We start from the raw sequence: 17,116 nt of genomic DNA, 5'->3' as shown, positions 1-17,116 counted from the left end.
AACACTCAGGGGACTTTAAGAGTGTAAGCCGCGATCCTGAGCGCCCACGATGGGGAGAACTACCCGTCGGCGCCGCGCGAGCACGCGACCGGTCCTGTTACGCGTACCGCGGCGGGACCCAGAGCAGCTGCGCGGCGACGAGCCCGCGGTCGCGGCTGACGATCTGCGCACGTCCCGGAATGGAAGGGATCGCCTTGACCTTGCCGATCAGCTGGCCCTCCTCCGGGCTGCCGCTGAGCAGGATCCCGGTCGCACCGAGGTCGGTCATGCGCTGGATGATCGGATCGTACGACGCGCGACTCGCGCCACCGGTGCGGCGGGTGAGGATCACGTGCAGCCCCAGATCCGCCGCCTGTGCCAGCAGCGGGGCGAGCACCGAGATCGGGTTGCCCTGCGAGGTCGCGACGAGGTCGTAGTCATCGATGAGCACGAAGCCCTCCGCGCCCGTCCACCAGGAGCGGGTGCGCAGCTGCTCGGGCGTGACATCCGGCCCGGGGATGCGGCTGCGGAAGAACGCCGCCAGCTCGCCCATGCCGCCCTCGGCCAGCTCATGCGAGGTGAGGTAGGCGCCGAGGTACTCCTGCGGGATCTCGCCGAGCAGGGCACGCCGGTAGTCGACGGCGAAGATCTTGGCCTCGTTCGGGCCGTAGAGCCGCATGATCTCGTGCACGGCGCCGCGCAGCATGGACGACTTGCCGGAGTCGGCGTCGCCGTACAGGTACAAAAGCGGCTCAGCGAGCGGGTCGATCGAGAACGGCGCGAGGCTGGCCTCGTCGATGCCGAGCAGCATCTCACGCGGCTCGGTCCCGCCGCCCGCGGCCGCGGCGAGTGCGCGCAGCTCGTCGTGCGTGATCCGATCCGGCAGCAGCCGCAGCTTGGGGCCGGCGGGCCCCTGCCAGGCCGCGCCCACCCGGCGCATCAGGTCGTCGACGCCGTCGGCGAGCGAGGCGGCGTCCTCCACCCCGTCGATGCGGGGCAGCGCGGTGAGCATCTGCAGGCCGCGCGGGTTCAGACCGCGGCCGGGCATCGACGTCACGTTCGCGGCGGCCTTGCGGTCGACCTCGGAGTCGGTGGCCTCGCCCAGGCGTAGCTCGATCCTGGTGCCGATCAGATCCTTCACATTGGAGCGCACCTCCATCCAGCGCGAGGCGGTGAGGATCACGTGCACGCCGTAGGTGAGACCGCGCGCGGCGATCGCCTGGATCTGCGCCTCGAGGTTCTCGAACTCGGCGCGCAGCGTGCCCCAGCCGTCCACGACGAGGAAGATGTCGCCGTACCCGTCGTCGACGGATCCCTCCGCCCTGCGCCGCCGGTAGGTGTCGATCGAGTCGATCCCGTTCTGTCGGAAGTAGACCTCGCGCGCGTTCAGCAGCGAGGTGATCTCGCTCACGGTGCGGCGCACCACGTCGGGTTCGGAGCGGGTGGCGAGGCCGCTCAGATGCGCGAAGCCCTGCATGCCGGCGAAGCTGCCACCGCCGAAGTCGATCACGAAGAACTGCACCTCGCGCGGCGTGTGGGTGAGGGCGAGGGCGGCGACCGCCGTGCGGGCGAGGGTGCTCTTGCCGCTCAGCGGCGCACCCACGATCGCCATGTGCCCGGCGGCGCCGGCGAGCGAGACGACCAGGTTCTCGCGGCGCTGCTCGAGCGGCACGTCGACGATCCCGAGCGGCACCGTGAGTCCGCCGACCGCCCGCCAGCGCGACGAGACCAGGCCGAGCTGCGGATCCTCGACGAGGTCGCCGAACAGGTCGCCGAGCGTCGGCGGCACCTCGAGCGGGGGCAGCCACACCCGGTGCGCCTCGGGGCCGCGTCCGCTCATCCGGTCGACGGCGAGCTCGAACGTGTTGCGCTTCTCCTCGGGCTCGGCCGGCAGCGCCTGCTCGGCGGGCGCCTCGTCCGGCTGCTCGCGGATCCGCACGGGAGCGGCGGTGAACAGCTCGACGGCCGCGTCCTGATCGCCCTGACGCGCGCCGCTCGTCGCGCGGCGGCGGCGCGGCGGGGTGCCCGAGACGTAGGCGGCGCGGAACTGCGTCATGGTCTCGGTGTCGCTCTTGAGGAACCCGACGCCCGGCTCGGGCGGCAGGTGGTAGGCGTCCGGCACGCCGAGCACGGCGCGCGACTCGGACGCGGAGAAGGTGCGCAGACCGATCCGGTACGACAGGTAGGTGTCGAGCCCGCGCAGCTTGCCCTCCTCCAGGCGCTGCGACGCGAGCAGCAGGTGCACCTGAAGGGAACGGCCGACGCGGCCGATGTTGACGAAGCTCTCCACGAACTCGGGCTTCGCGGCCAGCAGCTCGCTGAACTCGTCGGCGACGATGAGCAGTGCGGGCAGCGGCTCCAGATCGGTGCGACCGCCGCGGCGGGCCTTCTCGTAGTCGGAGACGTTGGCGAAGTTGCCGGCGGCGCGCAGCAGCTCCTGACGGCGCACGACCTCGCCCTGCAGCGCATCCTGGAACCGGTCCACAAGAGCGAGCTCGCTGCCCAGGTTCGTGATGATCGCGGACACGTGCGGCATGCCGGCCATGCCCGCGAACGTCGCACCGCCCTTGAAGTCGACGAGCACGAAGTTCAGCTGCTCCGGCGAGTGCGTGAGCGTGAGGGCGAGCACGAGCGTGCGCAGCACCTCGGACTTGCCGGATCCGGTCGCGCCGATGATGAGACCGTGCGGCCCCATGCCGAGCTGCGCCGACTCCTTGATGTCGAGGATCAGCGGCGAGCCGTCCTCGGCCTGGCCGATCGGCACGCGCAGTCGGTCGCGCTCGAGCCGCGGCGCCCAGGCCGTGTCGAAGTCGATGTCGCGCACGTCGGGCAGCCCGAGCAGGTCGACCAGCTCTGCCTGTCCGCGGATCACCGAGGTGTCGGCCGTCGAAGAGAGCGCGGTGGGCTGTGCGGAGATGAGCCGACGGGCCGTGGCCTCCGCCTCGACGATCGTGATGGCGTCGACATGGAACGGCTGCGCCGACACCTGGCGGCTCACGAGCTCGGCCGCACCGGGCTGCGTCGCCGAGAGCGCGACCCGCAGCGTGGTGTCGTCCTCGAGCTCGCCCCAGCGCGCGGGCAGGTCGATCACCGTGATGCCCGAGACGCCGTCGACCAGAGTCGATGCCTGCACGCCGTCGGTGAGCACCACGATGTGCGGCAGCTGCGCGGATCCGCCGGCACGGGAGAACCGCGGGCGCTCGCGGATCTCGACGGGGAGCAGCTCCTCGAGGTCGCTCAGCCGCGATCCGATCATGCGGGCGGGGCCGAGCGCGTCACGCCCGGTGCGGGAGTGCGTGTGCGGCAGCCACTTCGCCCACTCCCACTGCGGCAGCGCGGCCTGATCCGCCGCGATCACGATCTGCACGTTCTCCGGATCGTGCATGGTCGCGATGTGCAGCAGCATCGCGCGGGCGAGGCTCCGCGCGGCGTCCTCGTCGCCGGTCACCTCGACGCGGGCGTAATCGCGCAGCGAGACGCCGAGCGGCAGCTGGGTCTGGGTCGAGTGCGCAAGCATGAACCGGTGCGCGGCGGAGGCGGCGACCGGATCGAGCTGTGCGAGCGGCGGCAGCTCTGGCGCCTCCAGCGTGATGCAGAGCGGCTGGTCGCTGAGTCCGACGCGCACCGAGAGGAAGTCGGGATCCGCAGGCGATCGCTCGCCGATGCGGGTGCGCTCCTCGGCGACGTACGGCAGGGCGGCCGGCGCGGGCAGCTGCCAGTTCGCGGCCCGACGCTGCTGGCGTGCGGCGACGCGGACGGATTCACGGAGGTCAGTGAGATAGGCGAGGTATTCCCGGCGCGCGGCCAGGGTCGCGGACTGCCGCTGCGAGCGCTGACGCCAGCCGTTCACGAGCACGAACCCGAGCGACGAGACCAGCACCATGCCGCCGATGAGGAAGCCGCCCGGCCCGCGGTTGGTCATGCCGACCATGACGACGGCGCCGACGCTGCCGAGCATCGGCAGCATCGAGGTGAGCAGGCTGGACCCGCCGTCGCTGGGCTGCAGCTCCGGCGGCGGCTGCACGGTGAGCTTGCCCGTGGGGACCCGCGGTGGTGCCAGTCGCGGACCCGTCATGCGTTCTCGCCTCTCTCGTCGTAGCCGGTCGGCAGCAGCAGGCTGACCGTGAACACCCGGTCGCCGACGCGCACGCGGTCGCCGTCGTCGAGCAGCGTGCGGGCGCCCGGGGCGAGCTCGGCACGGCGACCGTCGTCCGCGAAGATGCCGGATCCGTTCGTGGATCCGAGATCCGTGGCCCAGGTGCGTCCGCGGGAGTGCTCCAGCCGCAGGTGGGTCTTGGAGACGGTGCTGTCCGGATCGTCGACCGACACGAGCTGATCGCCCGGCTCGGAGGGCGCGGGACGGCGGCCCATGTTGACCGTGGCGGGCAGGTCGATGCGGACCCGCTGCCCGGTGTCGAAGCTGAGCAGCAGTGCCGCGCCTCCGGTGGAGGAAGGCGCTGCGGCCGGGGCGACGGGAGCCGAGACGGGCGTGGCCGGCGCTGCTGGCGCGGGTGTGACCGGTGCTGCCATAGGGGCGGGGGCGGGAGGTGCGGGCGCGGAGGAGGCCGGCGGAATCGGCGCCGGGGCGGGCGCGACGGGCAGTGCCGGGGCGGGCGCGGACCCCATCGTCGGGACGACGGGCGCCTCGTCGTCATCGACCGCAGGCCGGACCGAGGTGCTGAACACCAGGGGCGGCGCGACCGAGGAGACGGCGGCGGAGACGGCCACGGCCGACCCCCGGCGCGGCACAGCGACCACGACCGTGCCGGCCGCGCGATCCGCCCACGACCGGCGCCGCGCGCCGGAGTCCCAGGCGCTCGACGCCACCACGATCCAGGATCCGATCCCGACGAGGAAGCCGGCTCCGGTCACGAGCGCGCGCACGAACGCCCGTCCGGTGCCCGGCGAGAACGGCGCATCGCCGCGCGCGGCGCGCAGCCGCAGCATCAGGTTGCCGGGCGTCGCGCCCGTGCGGGCGAGGGCGACACAGAAGCCGATCGCGAGCTGCAGGGCGACCACGACCATCAGGATCGCGCTGCGCGTGCCGACGAGCACGCCCGCCGCGACGATGCCGATGAGCACCGCGTCGATCGTGAACGCGACCAGACGCGCACTGGTCGACGCGGGGCCTCCGGCGAACGCCGCGCCGAGCACGCCGCCCCCTGAGACACTCCCCCCGGTCCCTGAGGCTCTCGCAGGGCTTGCCGGGCTCGAAGGGCTCGCGGGACCTGAGGGGACAGCGGTGACGAGCACCGGCGCGACCGCCGCGGGTCCGACCGGAGCCGGCGCGGAGAACGGCGCGGGGATGCTCGATCCGCGGGGCGCGGGTGCAGCGGGCACCGGCGCGGCCGCCGGCTGCGTCGACGCGGTCGCACGCTCATCCCGCCGCCGACGACGGGACGGAGCAGGGGCGCCGGGATCGATCACCGCATGCGGATCCGGAACGCCGGACGCTCCGCCGGACGTGCCAGGCCCCCCGGGATAGGCACCGTTTCCACTCACGCTGCCATCATTCCACGCAACAGGGTGAGCACATCGGCGTAGAGCAGCGCCGCCGGCAGCGCCAGCGCGACCGCGAGGCCCTCGACGACGTCGGCCACGCGAGACAGCACTAGCGAGCTCGCACCCCGCGACACCGGGCGTGTCACGGCGACGGCGATCACCGCCGCCACGAACAGTCCTGCGGCGGCGAGCAGCATCCCGTCGGCGCCCAGCGTGCGCACCCATGGGATCAGGGCCGCGCCCTGCACGGCGCCGGCGGTGAGACCGGCGACCGCGACCACCAGCACCACGACGGCGGCGGCGCGGGGAACCCAGCGCAGCAGCCGGGAGGTGGTGTGCCGCGGGATCAGCAGCAGGGCCAGCACCGTGCACACCAGGAGCGCGATCCCGCCGGAGAGGACGAACGGATCCTCCCCCCACGGACGCTGCACGGCGAACGGCGCGAACACCGCGGCCGCGACCCCGAGCAGCACGGTGCCCGCGGCGAGCCGGGCGGAGGAGTCATCGACGACGTCGCGCACGCTCTGCACGCGCACCTCGGTGACGGGTTCCGGGATCGTGCCGCGCACGGTCCACCGGCTGCTCATGAAGTGCTCGTAGTCGATGAACGCCCCCTCGGGCAGGTTCACCAGGGCGCTGGGCAGCGCCTTGACCAGCAGCGGGACCAGCCCGAGGCAGATCGCGGCCGCGTCGGCGGCGCCCCAGTGCACGAGCAGAGTGAAGCCCCACACCGCGCCGAACGCGACGAGCAGGATCGCGACGGTTCCCGCCGCCGCGCGGATCCGCCGGGTCGGGGTGAGCAGCGCGATCAGCGCCGCCGTCACGGCCGCGGCGAGCAGACCCGTGGCCACCGAGAGCTGGGTTGCCGCCTCCAGGGATCCCGGGATCATCAGCGCCCCGGCGGCGAACGACAGGGCGGCCGGTGCGAGCGCGCCCCGCAGCGCGAGGACGCCCGCCGATCCCGCGCCCCGCGCCCAGACGGCGGCTGTGATCACTGCACCGGCGGCCGCGATCACCGCGATCGCGAGCCGGATCCAGGGCTCGGCCGGGGTCGTCCCGGCGACGGCCGCGAGCAGCAGCAGCGCCGTGACTGCGAGCAGCAGCCAGCGCGAACCGTGATCGGCGCGGTCGGACCCTTCGGCGCGCGAGCGCTTCCGCTCCGGGGCCGTCACCGGCGCGGACAGATCGACCAGCGTGTACAGGCCTCCCTCGACGAGATCCTCGCCGGCCGTCGCCGCGTCGACCTCGTACCCGAGCGGATCGAGCACCACGAACCGCGTCGGGATCTGCCCTGCCGCGGAGCCCGCCGACGGGCCGAGCACCGTCTCGACGAGGCGCGCGGAGGCGAGCACGTCGGCGAGCGGATCGCCGAGGGGCAGCGCGAGATCCACCCGCGCCCGCTCCCCCGTCAGCACGATCCGCCGACGTTCGATCACTCCTCCGGCCACCACTGCACCCTATCCGGCCTGCTCGTACGGCCTGCGGGCTCCTGAACTCGGAGCCCCGGAAAGCATCACTCCGAGGCGTCGTCGCGCGAGCCGGCGCGAGCGCCCTTCGCGCGGGCGATGGGCTCGTCGTCGTCTTCCAGGTGCTCCGCGATGGGGCCGTCTGCACCGCCGCGGCGCTGCTTCTTCTCCTCGGAGCCGGAGCCGCCCTGCCCGCCGACCATGCCGCCGCCGGAACGGGATCCCATCCCGGTCGCACCCGGCTGCGCAGCCCCGGCGCCGCCGGCGCCGCTCACACCACCCGTGCCGCCGCCGAGCAGGCCGCCGGAGGTCAGGCCGGACAGGCCGCGCCCGCCCAGGCCGGAGAGGCCGCCACGCGCGCCGAACGCGAGCGCCGCCGCCCCGCCCCCGCCGATCGCGCCGCCGAGCAGACCGCCCGGCACCGTGCCGCCGGCGCTTCCGCCCGGCAGGGTTCCGTGTCCAGGAACTCCGCCGCCGGGGACGTGTCCGTTCAGATTCGGGTCGTCGATCGTCGGCCGGTCGCCGGGGAACGGACCGGGACCGCCGGGGTAGGTTCCGCCCGGAGGATAGGCCGGGCCGCCGATGAGCCCACCGCCGCCACCGCCGCCGGGGACGGAGCCGGCACCGCCCGGGTAGCCGCCGGAGACGGACCCGGGGTAGCTTCCGCCGGTTCCGCCGGGGTAGCTTCCGCCCGGGAACGCCATCGGGCCGCCCGACGCGGGAGCGCCTCCCGGCGGGGTCTGCTCGTCGCCGGCCATCTCGGCCCGCGCCTTCGCGATCTTCTGCGTCGGATCCACCATCGCCGTCCGCACGGACTCGACCGTCTTCTGCGCCTGCTCATCGCGCTGCCCCGCGAGGAGGTTCGAGATCGCGGAGAGCGCGGTGTTCGCCGGGAGGGGGCCGAGCCCGGGATAGGTGACCGTCCCGCCGGCCTTCACCGCGTTGACCCAGAACGGGGGGACGGCGTCGCTGGGCAGCTCTGTCCCGGAGACTGTCGCCCGGCGTGACGTGTTCGCCGTGTCGATCGCCCCGACGATGACCCCGACCAGCTTCTCGATCCGGGCGAACTCGGTGCGCATCTGGGTGACGTGCGCCCGCGCGGCGTCTCCCGCCTCGCCCTGCCAGGCCGCGTCCGACTCGACCAGCGCCTTCAGCGCCGTGTCCAGAGATCCCAGCGACAGCTGCAGCGACATCGCCTCGGGGATCCGCCAGTCCTCGATGCCGCGGATCGCGGTCAGTTCCTCTTCGGCGCTCTTGCCGTTGTATTCGCCGGTCATCGGCTTACCCCCTCGTCGACATACGCGACGTCCGTCGCGCCTTCCGATCTCTCCGCTGCGCTCGCAGCCTGCCTTCGCCGCCGTGACGAGGCGGATACCAGGATCGCCGCGCCGGCGCCGACCAGCAGCACGAGCGCCGCGGCACCGCCGATCGCCCACGGCATCCAGGCCCCATCGTCCCGCCCTTGCGCCGCCGCCGGTGCCGTCGCTGCCGTGGATGGCCGAGCGCTCGGCGCGGGGGAGGCGATGGCGCCGCCCGCCTTCGTGAGCTGCTCGAGGTTCGGCAGCGGGAGACCGCTCGGATGCGCGGTCTCGAAGAACGGGTTCACATCCGGATACGCGCGCGGATCGTCCTTCAGCATGAAGGTCAGCGAGATCGCCCCGTACCCGAAGTCACGGGCCCACTCCGGTTCGTGATGGGAATTGCCGGTGTTGCGGATTATGGTCTGCAGGAGCTGGTTGCCCGTCGCCTTCGGGTACTTGCTCTTCAGCACCGCCAGGAAACCGGAGGTCACTGCCGCCGACATCGCCGTGTTGCCGCGCAGCTGCTGCACATCCCACGACCCGCCGGCGCCCTGCTGCAGAATGCCGAGACCGGGAGCGGCGATCTTCACGTGCTCACTGGTGCTCGGTGTCTTCTTCCATCCCAGGTCGGTGGCCGCGATGTTGCCGTCCTGGTCGAATGCCTGCACGGCGACCACGCCGTTCGCCCCGACCGGCCACAGCAGGTCGGCGTCGTGCGCGAAGGTGTCGTTCGGGAGCGCGGCGACGACGATCACCCCGTGCACGTAGGCACGCACCAGCGCGTCGGTGATATCGCCGTCGACGACGGTGCCTTGAGAGATCGTCACGATGTCCGCATGCGCGGCGACGGCGGCATCGATCGCCTGGGCGAGCGGAGCGCCCGCCTGGTTCTTCCCCGCCGCATCCAGGCACTCGAACGTGTGATCGTCGGTGATGGATCCGCCGACGGCGTAGAAGAGGACCTTCGCGCCCGGTGCGACGCCGCGGATCGGCAGCTGGGCCGCGTCTGCGGCACCGGTGCCCGCGATCAGCGATGCGACATCGGTCGCATGCGCGGCCGTCGCCGGATCCGTCGACCGCGGCGGGAGGGCCGAGCCATCCGGCGCGTAGCACGGTGTGTGCGGCGCGACCTCGACGTTCGCCTTCCGCAGCGTCGGCACGTCGGTGTCGATCTGCGTGTCGATGACCGCGATCGTGACGCCCTGGCCGGTGTATCCGGCGTCGTGCGCATCCTGCACGTGGCCGCGATCGTAGTACCAGGATCCGGACGACAGGTCGTCCGCCTGCGCCGGAACCGTGCCGACGCCCACCAGAGCGGCGCACAGGACGACCGCCCCGGCCACTCTCGGCAACGACATCCCGCGCATCAGTAAGCGGTGTTCTTCGGCTTCGCGCCCGTGGTGCCGGGATCCGGCGTCGGCGCGACCTGCTTCTCGGCGGAGTCCAGCAGCGAGAGCAGGGTCTTGCCCTCGTCGGCCATCGAGGCGTCCGCGTCGACGAGCCGGGCCACCGCGGCCTTGATCTCGTCGTGCATGGCGTTGACCTGCTCGACGATCTGCGCCGTGGTGAGGCTCATCTGCTGAGCCGCCTTGGTGATCTCGGCGCGCAGCTCGGCCGTGACCGCGGAGGATCCGCCCTTCGATTCGGCCAGCGACTCGGCCGCCGGGAACTCCTGCAACGACTGCAGGATCTTCTTCGTCAGCGCGAAGACCCCGTCCATGTCCATGGCGATCGGAACGCCCATAGCCCCCTCATTCCCTCCGACACCGCAAATGCCGCGGATGCGGATCCGTTCCCGGACCGCACCCGCGGACATCGATCCTTACTGGAAGCGACCGGCCGAAGACTTGTCGCGCGAGACGTACTCGCCCGACATCTGCTCGGTCTTCGTCGCGATCTGCTCGAGCAGCTGCTGCAGCTCGACCAGCGACTTGTTCCACTTGGCCTGAGCCTGGTCGTAGGCGCCCTGCGCCTCACCGCTCCAGGCCGAGCGCAGCTTGCCCACCTCGGTGTCGAGGTTGTCGAGCTCCGTGCGGATGCCGTTGGCTCCCGTGCGGATCTCGTTGGCCAGGCTGTTGACGTGCTCCGGACGCACCGACATCGACTGCATCATGTTCTCCTTAAAGTCCTGTGATCTCGCCGCTCACGCGCCCGACATCATCGAGCCGAGGCCCGAGATGGTCGAACGGTGCTGCTCTTCGGTGGCCGCCTGGTCCTTCTCCGTGCCGCTCAGCGCGTCCTCGAGCGTGATCAGCACGTTGTTGAGCTGGCGGGTGTTCTCGTCCCAGCGGGTCATGAGAGCGCCGAACGCGTCGGCCGCGCCGCCAGTCCAGTAGCCTCGCACCTGCTCGATCTCGCCGCGCACTTTCTTGACCTGCTGGTCGATGCCGGCCTTGGCGGTGTTCACCGCCTGCGCCCCCTTCTTGAGGGCGCCTTCCTCTGCGGAAATGACGTCAGCCATAAACTCACTCTCCTCCGGTCCTGTTCGAGCGGAGGACTCGTGACCAGGATCAGCCCGACCTGCCGCCGGTTCGTTCCGGTGGCCCGTCCCCCTCTCCAGCAGGTTAGACGAGGGCCATCGTGATGACCAATGGGGAGGACTACCCATGCGCGGGAGGCAGATGACCTCTGTGCACGAGACCGGCACAGGTAAAGTGAAGGGCGGTCATGCCCGGTCGCGACGGCGGCCGGGGACGACGAGGGGGGACTGCGTCCTATGGAACAGGGCAGCGCTGCGACAGGAGCCGTGCTCCGGCTGTCGATCGTCAGCGACGACCGGCGACTGGACGCGGGGGTGCCCGCACAGGTGCCCCTGGTCGAGATCATCCCCGGCTTCGCCCGCAGTCTCGGGGTGCTCGATCCCACCCTCGCGCACGGCGGCTACGCCCTGCACCGCGCGGACGGCACCGCACTCGACCCCGCACGCGGGGCCCTCGCGCAGGGCGTGCACGACGGCGAACTGCTGACGCTCGTCCGCGGCGGCCTGGTCCCCGCCCCGCGCGTCTACGACGACGTGGTCGAGGCCGTGATCGACGCGACCAGCGAGCAGCACGGCGTCTGGAGCCCCCAGGACAGCGCCCGCACCGCCCTGTTCATCAGCCTCACCTTCCTCGCACTGTGCGCCCTGCTGCTCGTCGCGAGCGGCGGCGGAGTGCTCTCCGCGGTGATCGCGGGCGGCGGAGCCGTCGTGCTCGCCGCCGCGGCGGGCGTGCTGATCCGGCTGGAGCAGACCGAGGCCGGGCACGCGCTCGGGCTCGCGGCCGCGGTGTTCGGCGGTCTGTGCGGGTTCCTCGCCCTGCCCGGGACGGCGGTGTGGGGGTGGCCCTTCGCGGCCGCGGGCCTCGGCATGCTCGTGGTCGGCGGGGTGAGCCTGGCCGTCGCGAACGACAAGCCCGAGATCCACCTCATCCCGCTCGTGCTCGGCGGCGTCATCGGGATCACGGCCGCGCTGAGCGCACTGCTCGGATCCGTCATCGCCCCCTACGCGCTCATGCTCGCGATCACGGCGACGCTCGCGAACGGGCTGCCCTGGCTCGTGCTCACCTCCACCCGGATCCGGGTGATCTCGCCGCAGAGCGACGCCGACATCTTCAGCGAACCCGCGCCCATCGACGGCGACGACGTCAAGCGCCGGGCGGCCGCGGGCACGCGCACCCTCATCTCCCTGCGCGCGGCGCTGGGGATCGCGGCGCTCGTCGCGACCCCGCTGGTCGCGGGGCACGGCCTGCCCGGCGCGATCCTGTGCCTGCTCGCGTTCATCGGCATGATGTTCCAGTCGCGGCAGGTGCATGCCCGGCGCGGGGTGCTCGTGCTGATGCTCATCGGCGCCCTCGGCCTCGCCGCCACCGGCCTCACCGTGGCTCTGGCCCAGCCCGATCTGCGGCAGAGCCTGCTCGTCGTGCTGCTGGCCGCGACCATCATCCTGATCGGGCTCACCCTGATGCGCCCGAAGGCCCGGCTGAGGCTCGCCCGCGCCGCCGACACCGTCGAGATCATCGCGATGGCGCTGGTGCTGCCGCTCGGCGTGGTCACGGCAGGGCTGCTGTAGACGATGGCGACCAAGAAGGACCTCATCGAGGCGCAGGGGTTCAGCCGGAGACGGCTGCTCTCGGCGTTCACCTCCGGCGCCCCCGGCGGCAAGGAGCTCGACCCGGCGAAACCGTTGCGCGCGGTCACGGCCGGAGTCGCCCTCACGATCATGGTGCTGCTCGGCGGCCTCTTCTACGGGCTGCTGCGCCCGGGGCTCCCGCAGGGCTGGGAGGATCACCGCCTCATCGTGGCCACCGACACCGGCGCGCGCTACGTCTCGGTCAAGGGCGTGCTGCACCCCGTGATCAACGCGGCGAGCGCGCGCCTGCTGATCCCCTCCGGCCAGTTCGACGTCATCAAGACGGATCAGGTGACGCTCGCGAAGATCCCGGTCGGCCCCTCACTCGGCATCCTCGGCGCGCCCGACGACATCCCGGCCCCCTCTTCCCTGCGCAACACCGGCTGGACGGCGTGCGTGGACGGCGGTGCGGCACCGGCGGTGTCGATCGGCGGGGGATCCGCTGTCGCGGCCTCGGCGGGCGCCGGCACCGTGGTGCGTCGCGGCGACGAGCTGTTCGTGATCTCGGGCGGGCTGCGGCACGCGGTGCCCGCGGCCTCGGCCGACGCGGTGCTGCGCGCGGTCGGGCTCGGCACCGCCCGCATCGCCGCCGTCGACGGACGCTGGCTGAATCTGTTCGCTCCGGGCAGCGACTTCGCGCCGCTCGTGCTGTCGGGCACCGGGGTGCGGATCCCGAGCAGCGATCTGGTCAGCGGCGAGATCGTGCACGTGCAGGGCCGCCCCACCGACGAGCGCTACGTCATCACCGCCGACGGCAAGGCCGCTCCGCTCACCGCGCTCGCCTATCAGCTGTATCTGCTCGGCAGCGGCGCGAACGGCGCCCAGGTGCGCGACCTGCCGCCCGCACAGCTCGCCGCCCTGCCCACCGGAGCCAACGCCGGCGGATCCGACTGGCCGGCGAACGCCCTGACGCCCCTGCCCGCGGACGCCGCGACCTGCGCGCTGCTCGACAAGGACGCGCACACGGTGCTCGCCTCGACGACGGCGAAGCTCCCGGACGACCGCAAGGCCCCGCAGGTGAAGGTCGGCACGGGCGCGCTCGTGCAGGTGGGCGAGGGGTCGGCCGCGATGCCGATGCTGATCGACGGATCCGGCACCGCCTACGCGGTCGCGGGCGGCAAGGACGCCGTGCAGCGTCTGGGCTTCGCGACCGGCGACGTCGGCCGGGCGACGGACGCCTGGATCCAGTTCTTCCCCGCCGGGCCCGCGCTCTCCAGCGCCGCGGCCGGGCGCACGCCGGCGGCCGCGAGCGGCGGATGAGACGCGCCGCCGGGATCCTCGGCGTCGCCGCGCTCACCGTGGCCGGCGTGCTGATCGGCCCCGCCACGACGCCGGCGTTCGCGGCGGACGACTCCTGCCAGCCCGGTCACGTCGTCTTCACCCCGAACACCCCGCCCGCGCTGGAGTCGCTGAACGCCGCGGCCGCGAACCAGCGCGCGACCGGGCGCGGAGTGACCGTCGCGATCGTCGACTCGGGCATCGACGCGGCCAACCCGCATCTGGCCAGCGCGGTCGCCGGCGGCGTCAACCTGGTCGGCGACGGCGAGCGCGCGGACGGCCTCAGCGACCCGCAGGGTCACGGCACCGTCGTCGCCGGCGCGATCGCCGCGCGTCGGGTGGCGGGATCCGGTGTGGTCGGGCTCGCGCCGGACGCCACCCTGCTGTCGGTGCGCGTGTTCCGCAGCGACAACGAGGACGACGTGAAGCGCGGATTCGGCCCCACGGCGGGCCGGATCGCCGAGGGGATCCGCTGGGCGGTCGATCACGGCGCCCGGGTGATCAACGTGTCGCTCAGCATGCAGCAGGACGCGCCCGAGCTGCGCGCCGCGGTCGCCTACGCCGCTGCCCAGCACAGCCTCGTCGTGGCGAGCGCCGGCAACCGGGCCTCGGCGCCCGATGCGCCGGACGGCGTGCGCTACCCCGCCGGGTACCCCGAGGGGCTGGGCGTCACCGCAGCCGCCGACGACGGCCGGGCCACAGATGACTCCATCCACGGGCCGCAGGTCGCGCTCTCCGCGCCGGGTGCCAACGTGCTGAGCACGGCCACGGGGGCCGGCGACTGCCAGTTCGACAAGGTGCCGTCCGCGAGCTTCGCCACGGCCTACGCGAGCGGTGCGGCCGCCCTCGTCGCGCAGGCGCATCCGCACGAGCCGACCGCCGCCTGGGTGTACCGGCTCACCGCGACCGCCCTCCGCTCCGACGCCGACCACCGCGACGATCACGACGGCTGGGGCTTCGTGCAGCCGCTCGCCGCGATCGACCTGCTGCCCGACGCGAGCATCCGCGGGCCGGTCAGTCCGTTCGCTGACACCGGGCACAGTGCCGTGCGCCCCGCGGGGGCCGCAGTCGGGGCCGATCCGGCACCGTCGCCGTTCGTCGCGACCCAGCAGGCCGCGATCCTGGCCGGGGTCGGCGCGGCGGCCCTGCTGGGCCTGCTGACGACGCTCCTGCTGCTGCGCCGCCGCCGCACGGAGCAGGCGGAGACGGCCGCGACCGCACCTCCACGCCAGGGCGGCCTGTTCGACCGGGAGACGCCCGAGCCGTTCTGAGGGGTCGAGTTCAGCCCGCGCCGTCGAGGATGATCAGCATGCCCACGTCGCCGAGCAGGATCCTGCCGTGGACGACGGCGGCGACGCCCGCGGCGAGCACGGTTTCTCCGCCGTCACGCGCGAACAGGCGCACGCCATTCGTCGAATTCAGGTCGGTCAGCAGCCAGCCGGCGCCATCGCGATCCAGCCGCGCGTGCGTCTTGGAGAGCGTCCGGGTGGCGTCGGGGACCCGCACCAGCTGATCCGTCCCGCCGCCGACGGGCGCCCGTCCCAGCACGATCCCGGTGCCGGTGAGCGGGATCCGCATGCCGTCGTCCAGGACCAGCAGCCAGCGCTCCGCGGCCGCGGGAGCCGGCGCAGCGGGCGCCGGGATCGGGATAGGGGCCGGAGCGGCGGGGGCCGGGGCCTGTGGCACGGGCGCCGGAGCCGCAGTGGACTCGACCGGAACCGCATCGATCAGCGCGGGCTCCGGCACGGCCGACGACGGGATCGCGTAGCCCGATGCGTCGCGGGCGAGCACGGCGCGCGGCGAGACGACGCGAGTGCGGATCCCCCCGGTGTGCGGCCCGGTCGATGCCGATCCGGCGGGCGCTTCGGGAGCAGGATCCGGACCCACGGCGAGCAGCGTGGCCCAGAGCGGAGGGATCAGGATCGCAAGCACGGTGAACCCGGCACCGTGCCGGAAGCGGACGCCGATGCGGTGCGTCGCGACGATCTTCAGGAACAGGCCGTAGAGCTGCAGCACCGGGATGAAGAAGAAGACGACGCCCCAGGCGGGCACCCCGCCCCGTGCGAAGATCTCGGCCTCGTTGAGGATCGGGACCCAGCCCTTCCACCCCTCACCGCCGAGTCGCGGGAACAGCCGGGACAGCGCGATCGCGTACCAGACCCAGAGGGCGACCCCGAGAACGCCCGCGACCGCCGCGGCCGCGATGAGCGCGGGAAGCAGCGCCGACCCGATGGGCAGAGCCATGAGCGATCCCCCTCCGTATCGTCCGCCGCCCAGCCTATCCGGGCGCCTCGGGTCGTTGAGCGAGCACCGGCAACGTTCGCCAAGGTCCAGGTCGTAGGCTCGGAGCATGATCCTCGACCCCGTCCTGCGGCGCATGGAGCCGATGCTGCTGCGCGTCGATCGCCTCGCCGGCGGGCGGCAGGCGCACGTCATGATCGCGGAGGAGGATCGCACCCACCCCCGCACCCTGCGTGCCTTCCGCTGGATCTTCTGGCTGCTCGCCCTCGAGCTCGTGATCGGCCTCGCCGCCGTCGTCGTCGCGATCGTGATCGCGGTGGATGCACGCAGCATCGCCGCCGTGCCGTTCGCGGTGTGGATGCGCGCCCTGATCGTGCTCGCGATGACCGCGACGCTGTTCTACTTCGGCTGGCGTGCGGCGCTCGGCTGGCGCTGGGCGTACCAGCGGCTGCGGCTGTTCGCGCAGATCTTCCCGGTGATCACGCTCGTGATGGCCGCGATCCCCGGCCTGTACCCGGCCTGGATGGTGACCGAGCAGATCGTGTTCAGCCTGATCATGATCGGCATCGCCGACTTCCTCACCAGCGACCACATGCGTCAGGCATTCCGCAAGCCGGATCCGGATCCGTCCGTCTCCTGAGCGGCTCCAGCCCTCAGACCGCGCGCCAGCATCCCTCGAGGTGGTCGTCGACCATGCCGGCGGACTGCATGAGCGCGTACATCGTGGTCGGTCCGACGAAACGGAACCCGCGCTTGCGCAGCGCCTTGCTCATCGCCTCCGACTCGGGGGTCACGGCGGGCAGCTCGTCCATCGTGCGGGGACGGGGGCCGCTTCGCGAGGGCGGCGCGAACGACCACATGAACGCATCGAGCTCGCCCTCCACCATCTCCTGCACGATCCGGGCGTTGCCGATCGTGGCCTCGATCTTCGCCCTGTTCCGAATGATCCCCGCATCCGCCATCAGCCGCGCGATGTCGTCGTCACCGAACGCGCCGACCACGGCGGGGTCGAAGCCCGCGAATGCCTCCCGGAACCGCGGCCGCTTACGCAGGATGGTGATCCAGCTGAGGCCCGCCTGAAAGCCCTCCAGCACCATCTTCTCGAACAGCGCGCGGTCACCGTGCAGCGGCCGGCCCCACTCCTCGTCATGATAGCGGCGATACTCCGGGTCATCCCCGGCCCAGGGGCAGCGCGGGCGATCGTCGGCGGTCATGCTCTCAGCGTAGGCGGGCCGTCCGAC

The 17,116-nt window shown here is 72.7% G+C and carries 14 protein-coding genes; 4 read left to right on the top strand and 10 right to left on the bottom strand.

Translation table 11 applies throughout. The annotated features are described in order from the left end of the window. Positions 1–97 precede the first annotated feature (97 nt). The 8 genes from eccCa to ABD882_RS04080 all read right to left on the bottom strand — a co-directional run bounded on the left by eccCa (position 98) and on the right by ABD882_RS04080 (position 10,709). On the bottom strand, positions 98–4,054 hold the full coding sequence (gene eccCa / locus ABD882_RS04115; RefSeq protein ID WP_345184641.1) for a type VII secretion protein EccCa: 3,957 nt from the start codon (positions 4,052–4,054) through the stop codon (positions 98–100). Next, complete coding sequence (locus ABD882_RS04110; protein ID WP_345184639.1) at positions 4,051–5,481, bottom strand: RDD family protein; 1,431 nt, start codon at positions 5,479–5,481, stop codon at positions 4,051–4,053. The genes eccCa and ABD882_RS04110 overlap by 4 nt, the downstream gene beginning before the upstream one ends. Further along, positions 5,478–6,929, bottom strand: coding sequence for a hypothetical protein (locus tag ABD882_RS04105; protein WP_345184637.1), 1,452 nt, complete (start codon positions 6,927–6,929; stop codon positions 5,478–5,480). The genes ABD882_RS04110 and ABD882_RS04105 overlap by 4 nt, the downstream gene beginning before the upstream one ends. Positions 6,930–6,994: 65 nt before the next feature. Then, the gene (locus ABD882_RS04100; protein ID WP_345184634.1) at positions 6,995–8,224 is read right to left on the bottom strand and encodes a hypothetical protein; all 1,230 of its coding nucleotides are present in this window, start codon (positions 8,222–8,224) and stop codon (positions 6,995–6,997) included. Then, the gene (locus ABD882_RS04095) at positions 8,221–9,606 is read right to left on the bottom strand and encodes a S8 family peptidase (RefSeq protein WP_345184632.1); all 1,386 of its coding nucleotides are present in this window, start codon (positions 9,604–9,606) and stop codon (positions 8,221–8,223) included. Before ABD882_RS04095 ends, ABD882_RS04100 begins: the two co-directional genes overlap by 4 nt. A gap of 8 nt (positions 9,607–9,614) precedes the next feature. Next, positions 9,615–9,992 (bottom strand): hypothetical protein, encoded by a 378-nt coding sequence (locus tag ABD882_RS04090; protein ID WP_345184630.1) that lies wholly within the window; start codon positions 9,990–9,992, stop codon positions 9,615–9,617. Between the two features lie 78 nt (positions 9,993–10,070). Continuing rightward, positions 10,071–10,361, bottom strand: coding sequence for a WXG100 family type VII secretion target (locus ABD882_RS04085; RefSeq protein WP_345184628.1), 291 nt, complete (start codon positions 10,359–10,361; stop codon positions 10,071–10,073). Positions 10,362–10,391: 30 nt separating this feature from the next. Beyond that, complete coding sequence (locus ABD882_RS04080) at positions 10,392–10,709, bottom strand: WXG100 family type VII secretion target (protein ID WP_345184625.1); 318 nt, start codon at positions 10,707–10,709, stop codon at positions 10,392–10,394. Positions 10,710–10,964: 255 nt separating this feature from the next. Here ABD882_RS04080 and eccD point away from each other — a divergent pair, with 255 nt between their 5' ends. The 3 genes from eccD to ABD882_RS04065 are packed head-to-tail and all read left to right on the top strand — an operon-like array spanning position 10,965 to position 14,905. Further along, positions 10,965–12,296 carry a type VII secretion integral membrane protein EccD gene (eccD, locus tag ABD882_RS04075; RefSeq protein ID WP_345184623.1) on the top strand — a complete coding sequence of 444 codons (1,332 nt, stop codon included), beginning with the start codon at positions 10,965–10,967 and terminating at the stop codon, positions 12,294–12,296. A gap of 3 nt (positions 12,297–12,299) precedes the next feature. Beyond that, positions 12,300–13,616, top strand: coding sequence for a type VII secretion protein EccB (eccB, locus tag ABD882_RS04070; protein WP_345184621.1), 1,317 nt, complete (start codon positions 12,300–12,302; stop codon positions 13,614–13,616). Further along, positions 13,613–14,905: a S8 family serine peptidase gene (locus ABD882_RS04065; protein WP_345184618.1), complete on the top strand. Its 1,293-nt coding sequence runs from the start codon at positions 13,613–13,615 to the stop codon at positions 14,903–14,905. The genes eccB and ABD882_RS04065 overlap by 4 nt, the downstream gene beginning before the upstream one ends. Positions 14,906–14,915: 10 nt before the next feature. On the opposite strand, the gene ABD882_RS04060 is transcribed toward ABD882_RS04065, so the two are convergent. Continuing rightward, entirely contained in the window at positions 14,916–15,878 is a 963-nt protein-coding gene (locus tag ABD882_RS04060) for a DUF5684 domain-containing protein (RefSeq protein WP_345184617.1), read from the bottom strand. A gap of 106 nt (positions 15,879–15,984) precedes the next feature. Between ABD882_RS04060 and ABD882_RS04055 the strand changes: the two genes are divergently transcribed. Then, a complete protein-coding gene (locus ABD882_RS04055) occupies positions 15,985–16,515 on the top strand; it encodes a hypothetical protein (protein WP_345184615.1) in 531 nt (176 codons plus the stop codon). A 13-nt stretch (positions 16,516–16,528) separates the two neighbouring features. On the opposite strand, the gene ABD882_RS04050 is transcribed toward ABD882_RS04055, so the two are convergent. Further along, the gene (locus ABD882_RS04050) at positions 16,529–17,089 is read right to left on the bottom strand and encodes a DNA-3-methyladenine glycosylase I (RefSeq protein WP_345184613.1); all 561 of its coding nucleotides are present in this window, start codon (positions 17,087–17,089) and stop codon (positions 16,529–16,531) included. Between the last annotated feature and the right edge of the window lie 27 nt (positions 17,090–17,116).

The organism is Microbacterium panaciterrae (assembly GCF_039541635.1).
Lineage (GTDB): Bacteria > Actinomycetota > Actinomycetes > Actinomycetales > Microbacteriaceae > Microbacterium > Microbacterium panaciterrae.
The sequence above is the reverse complement of the archived record's forward strand: the minus strand, read 5'-3'. Positions and strand labels throughout refer to the sequence as shown.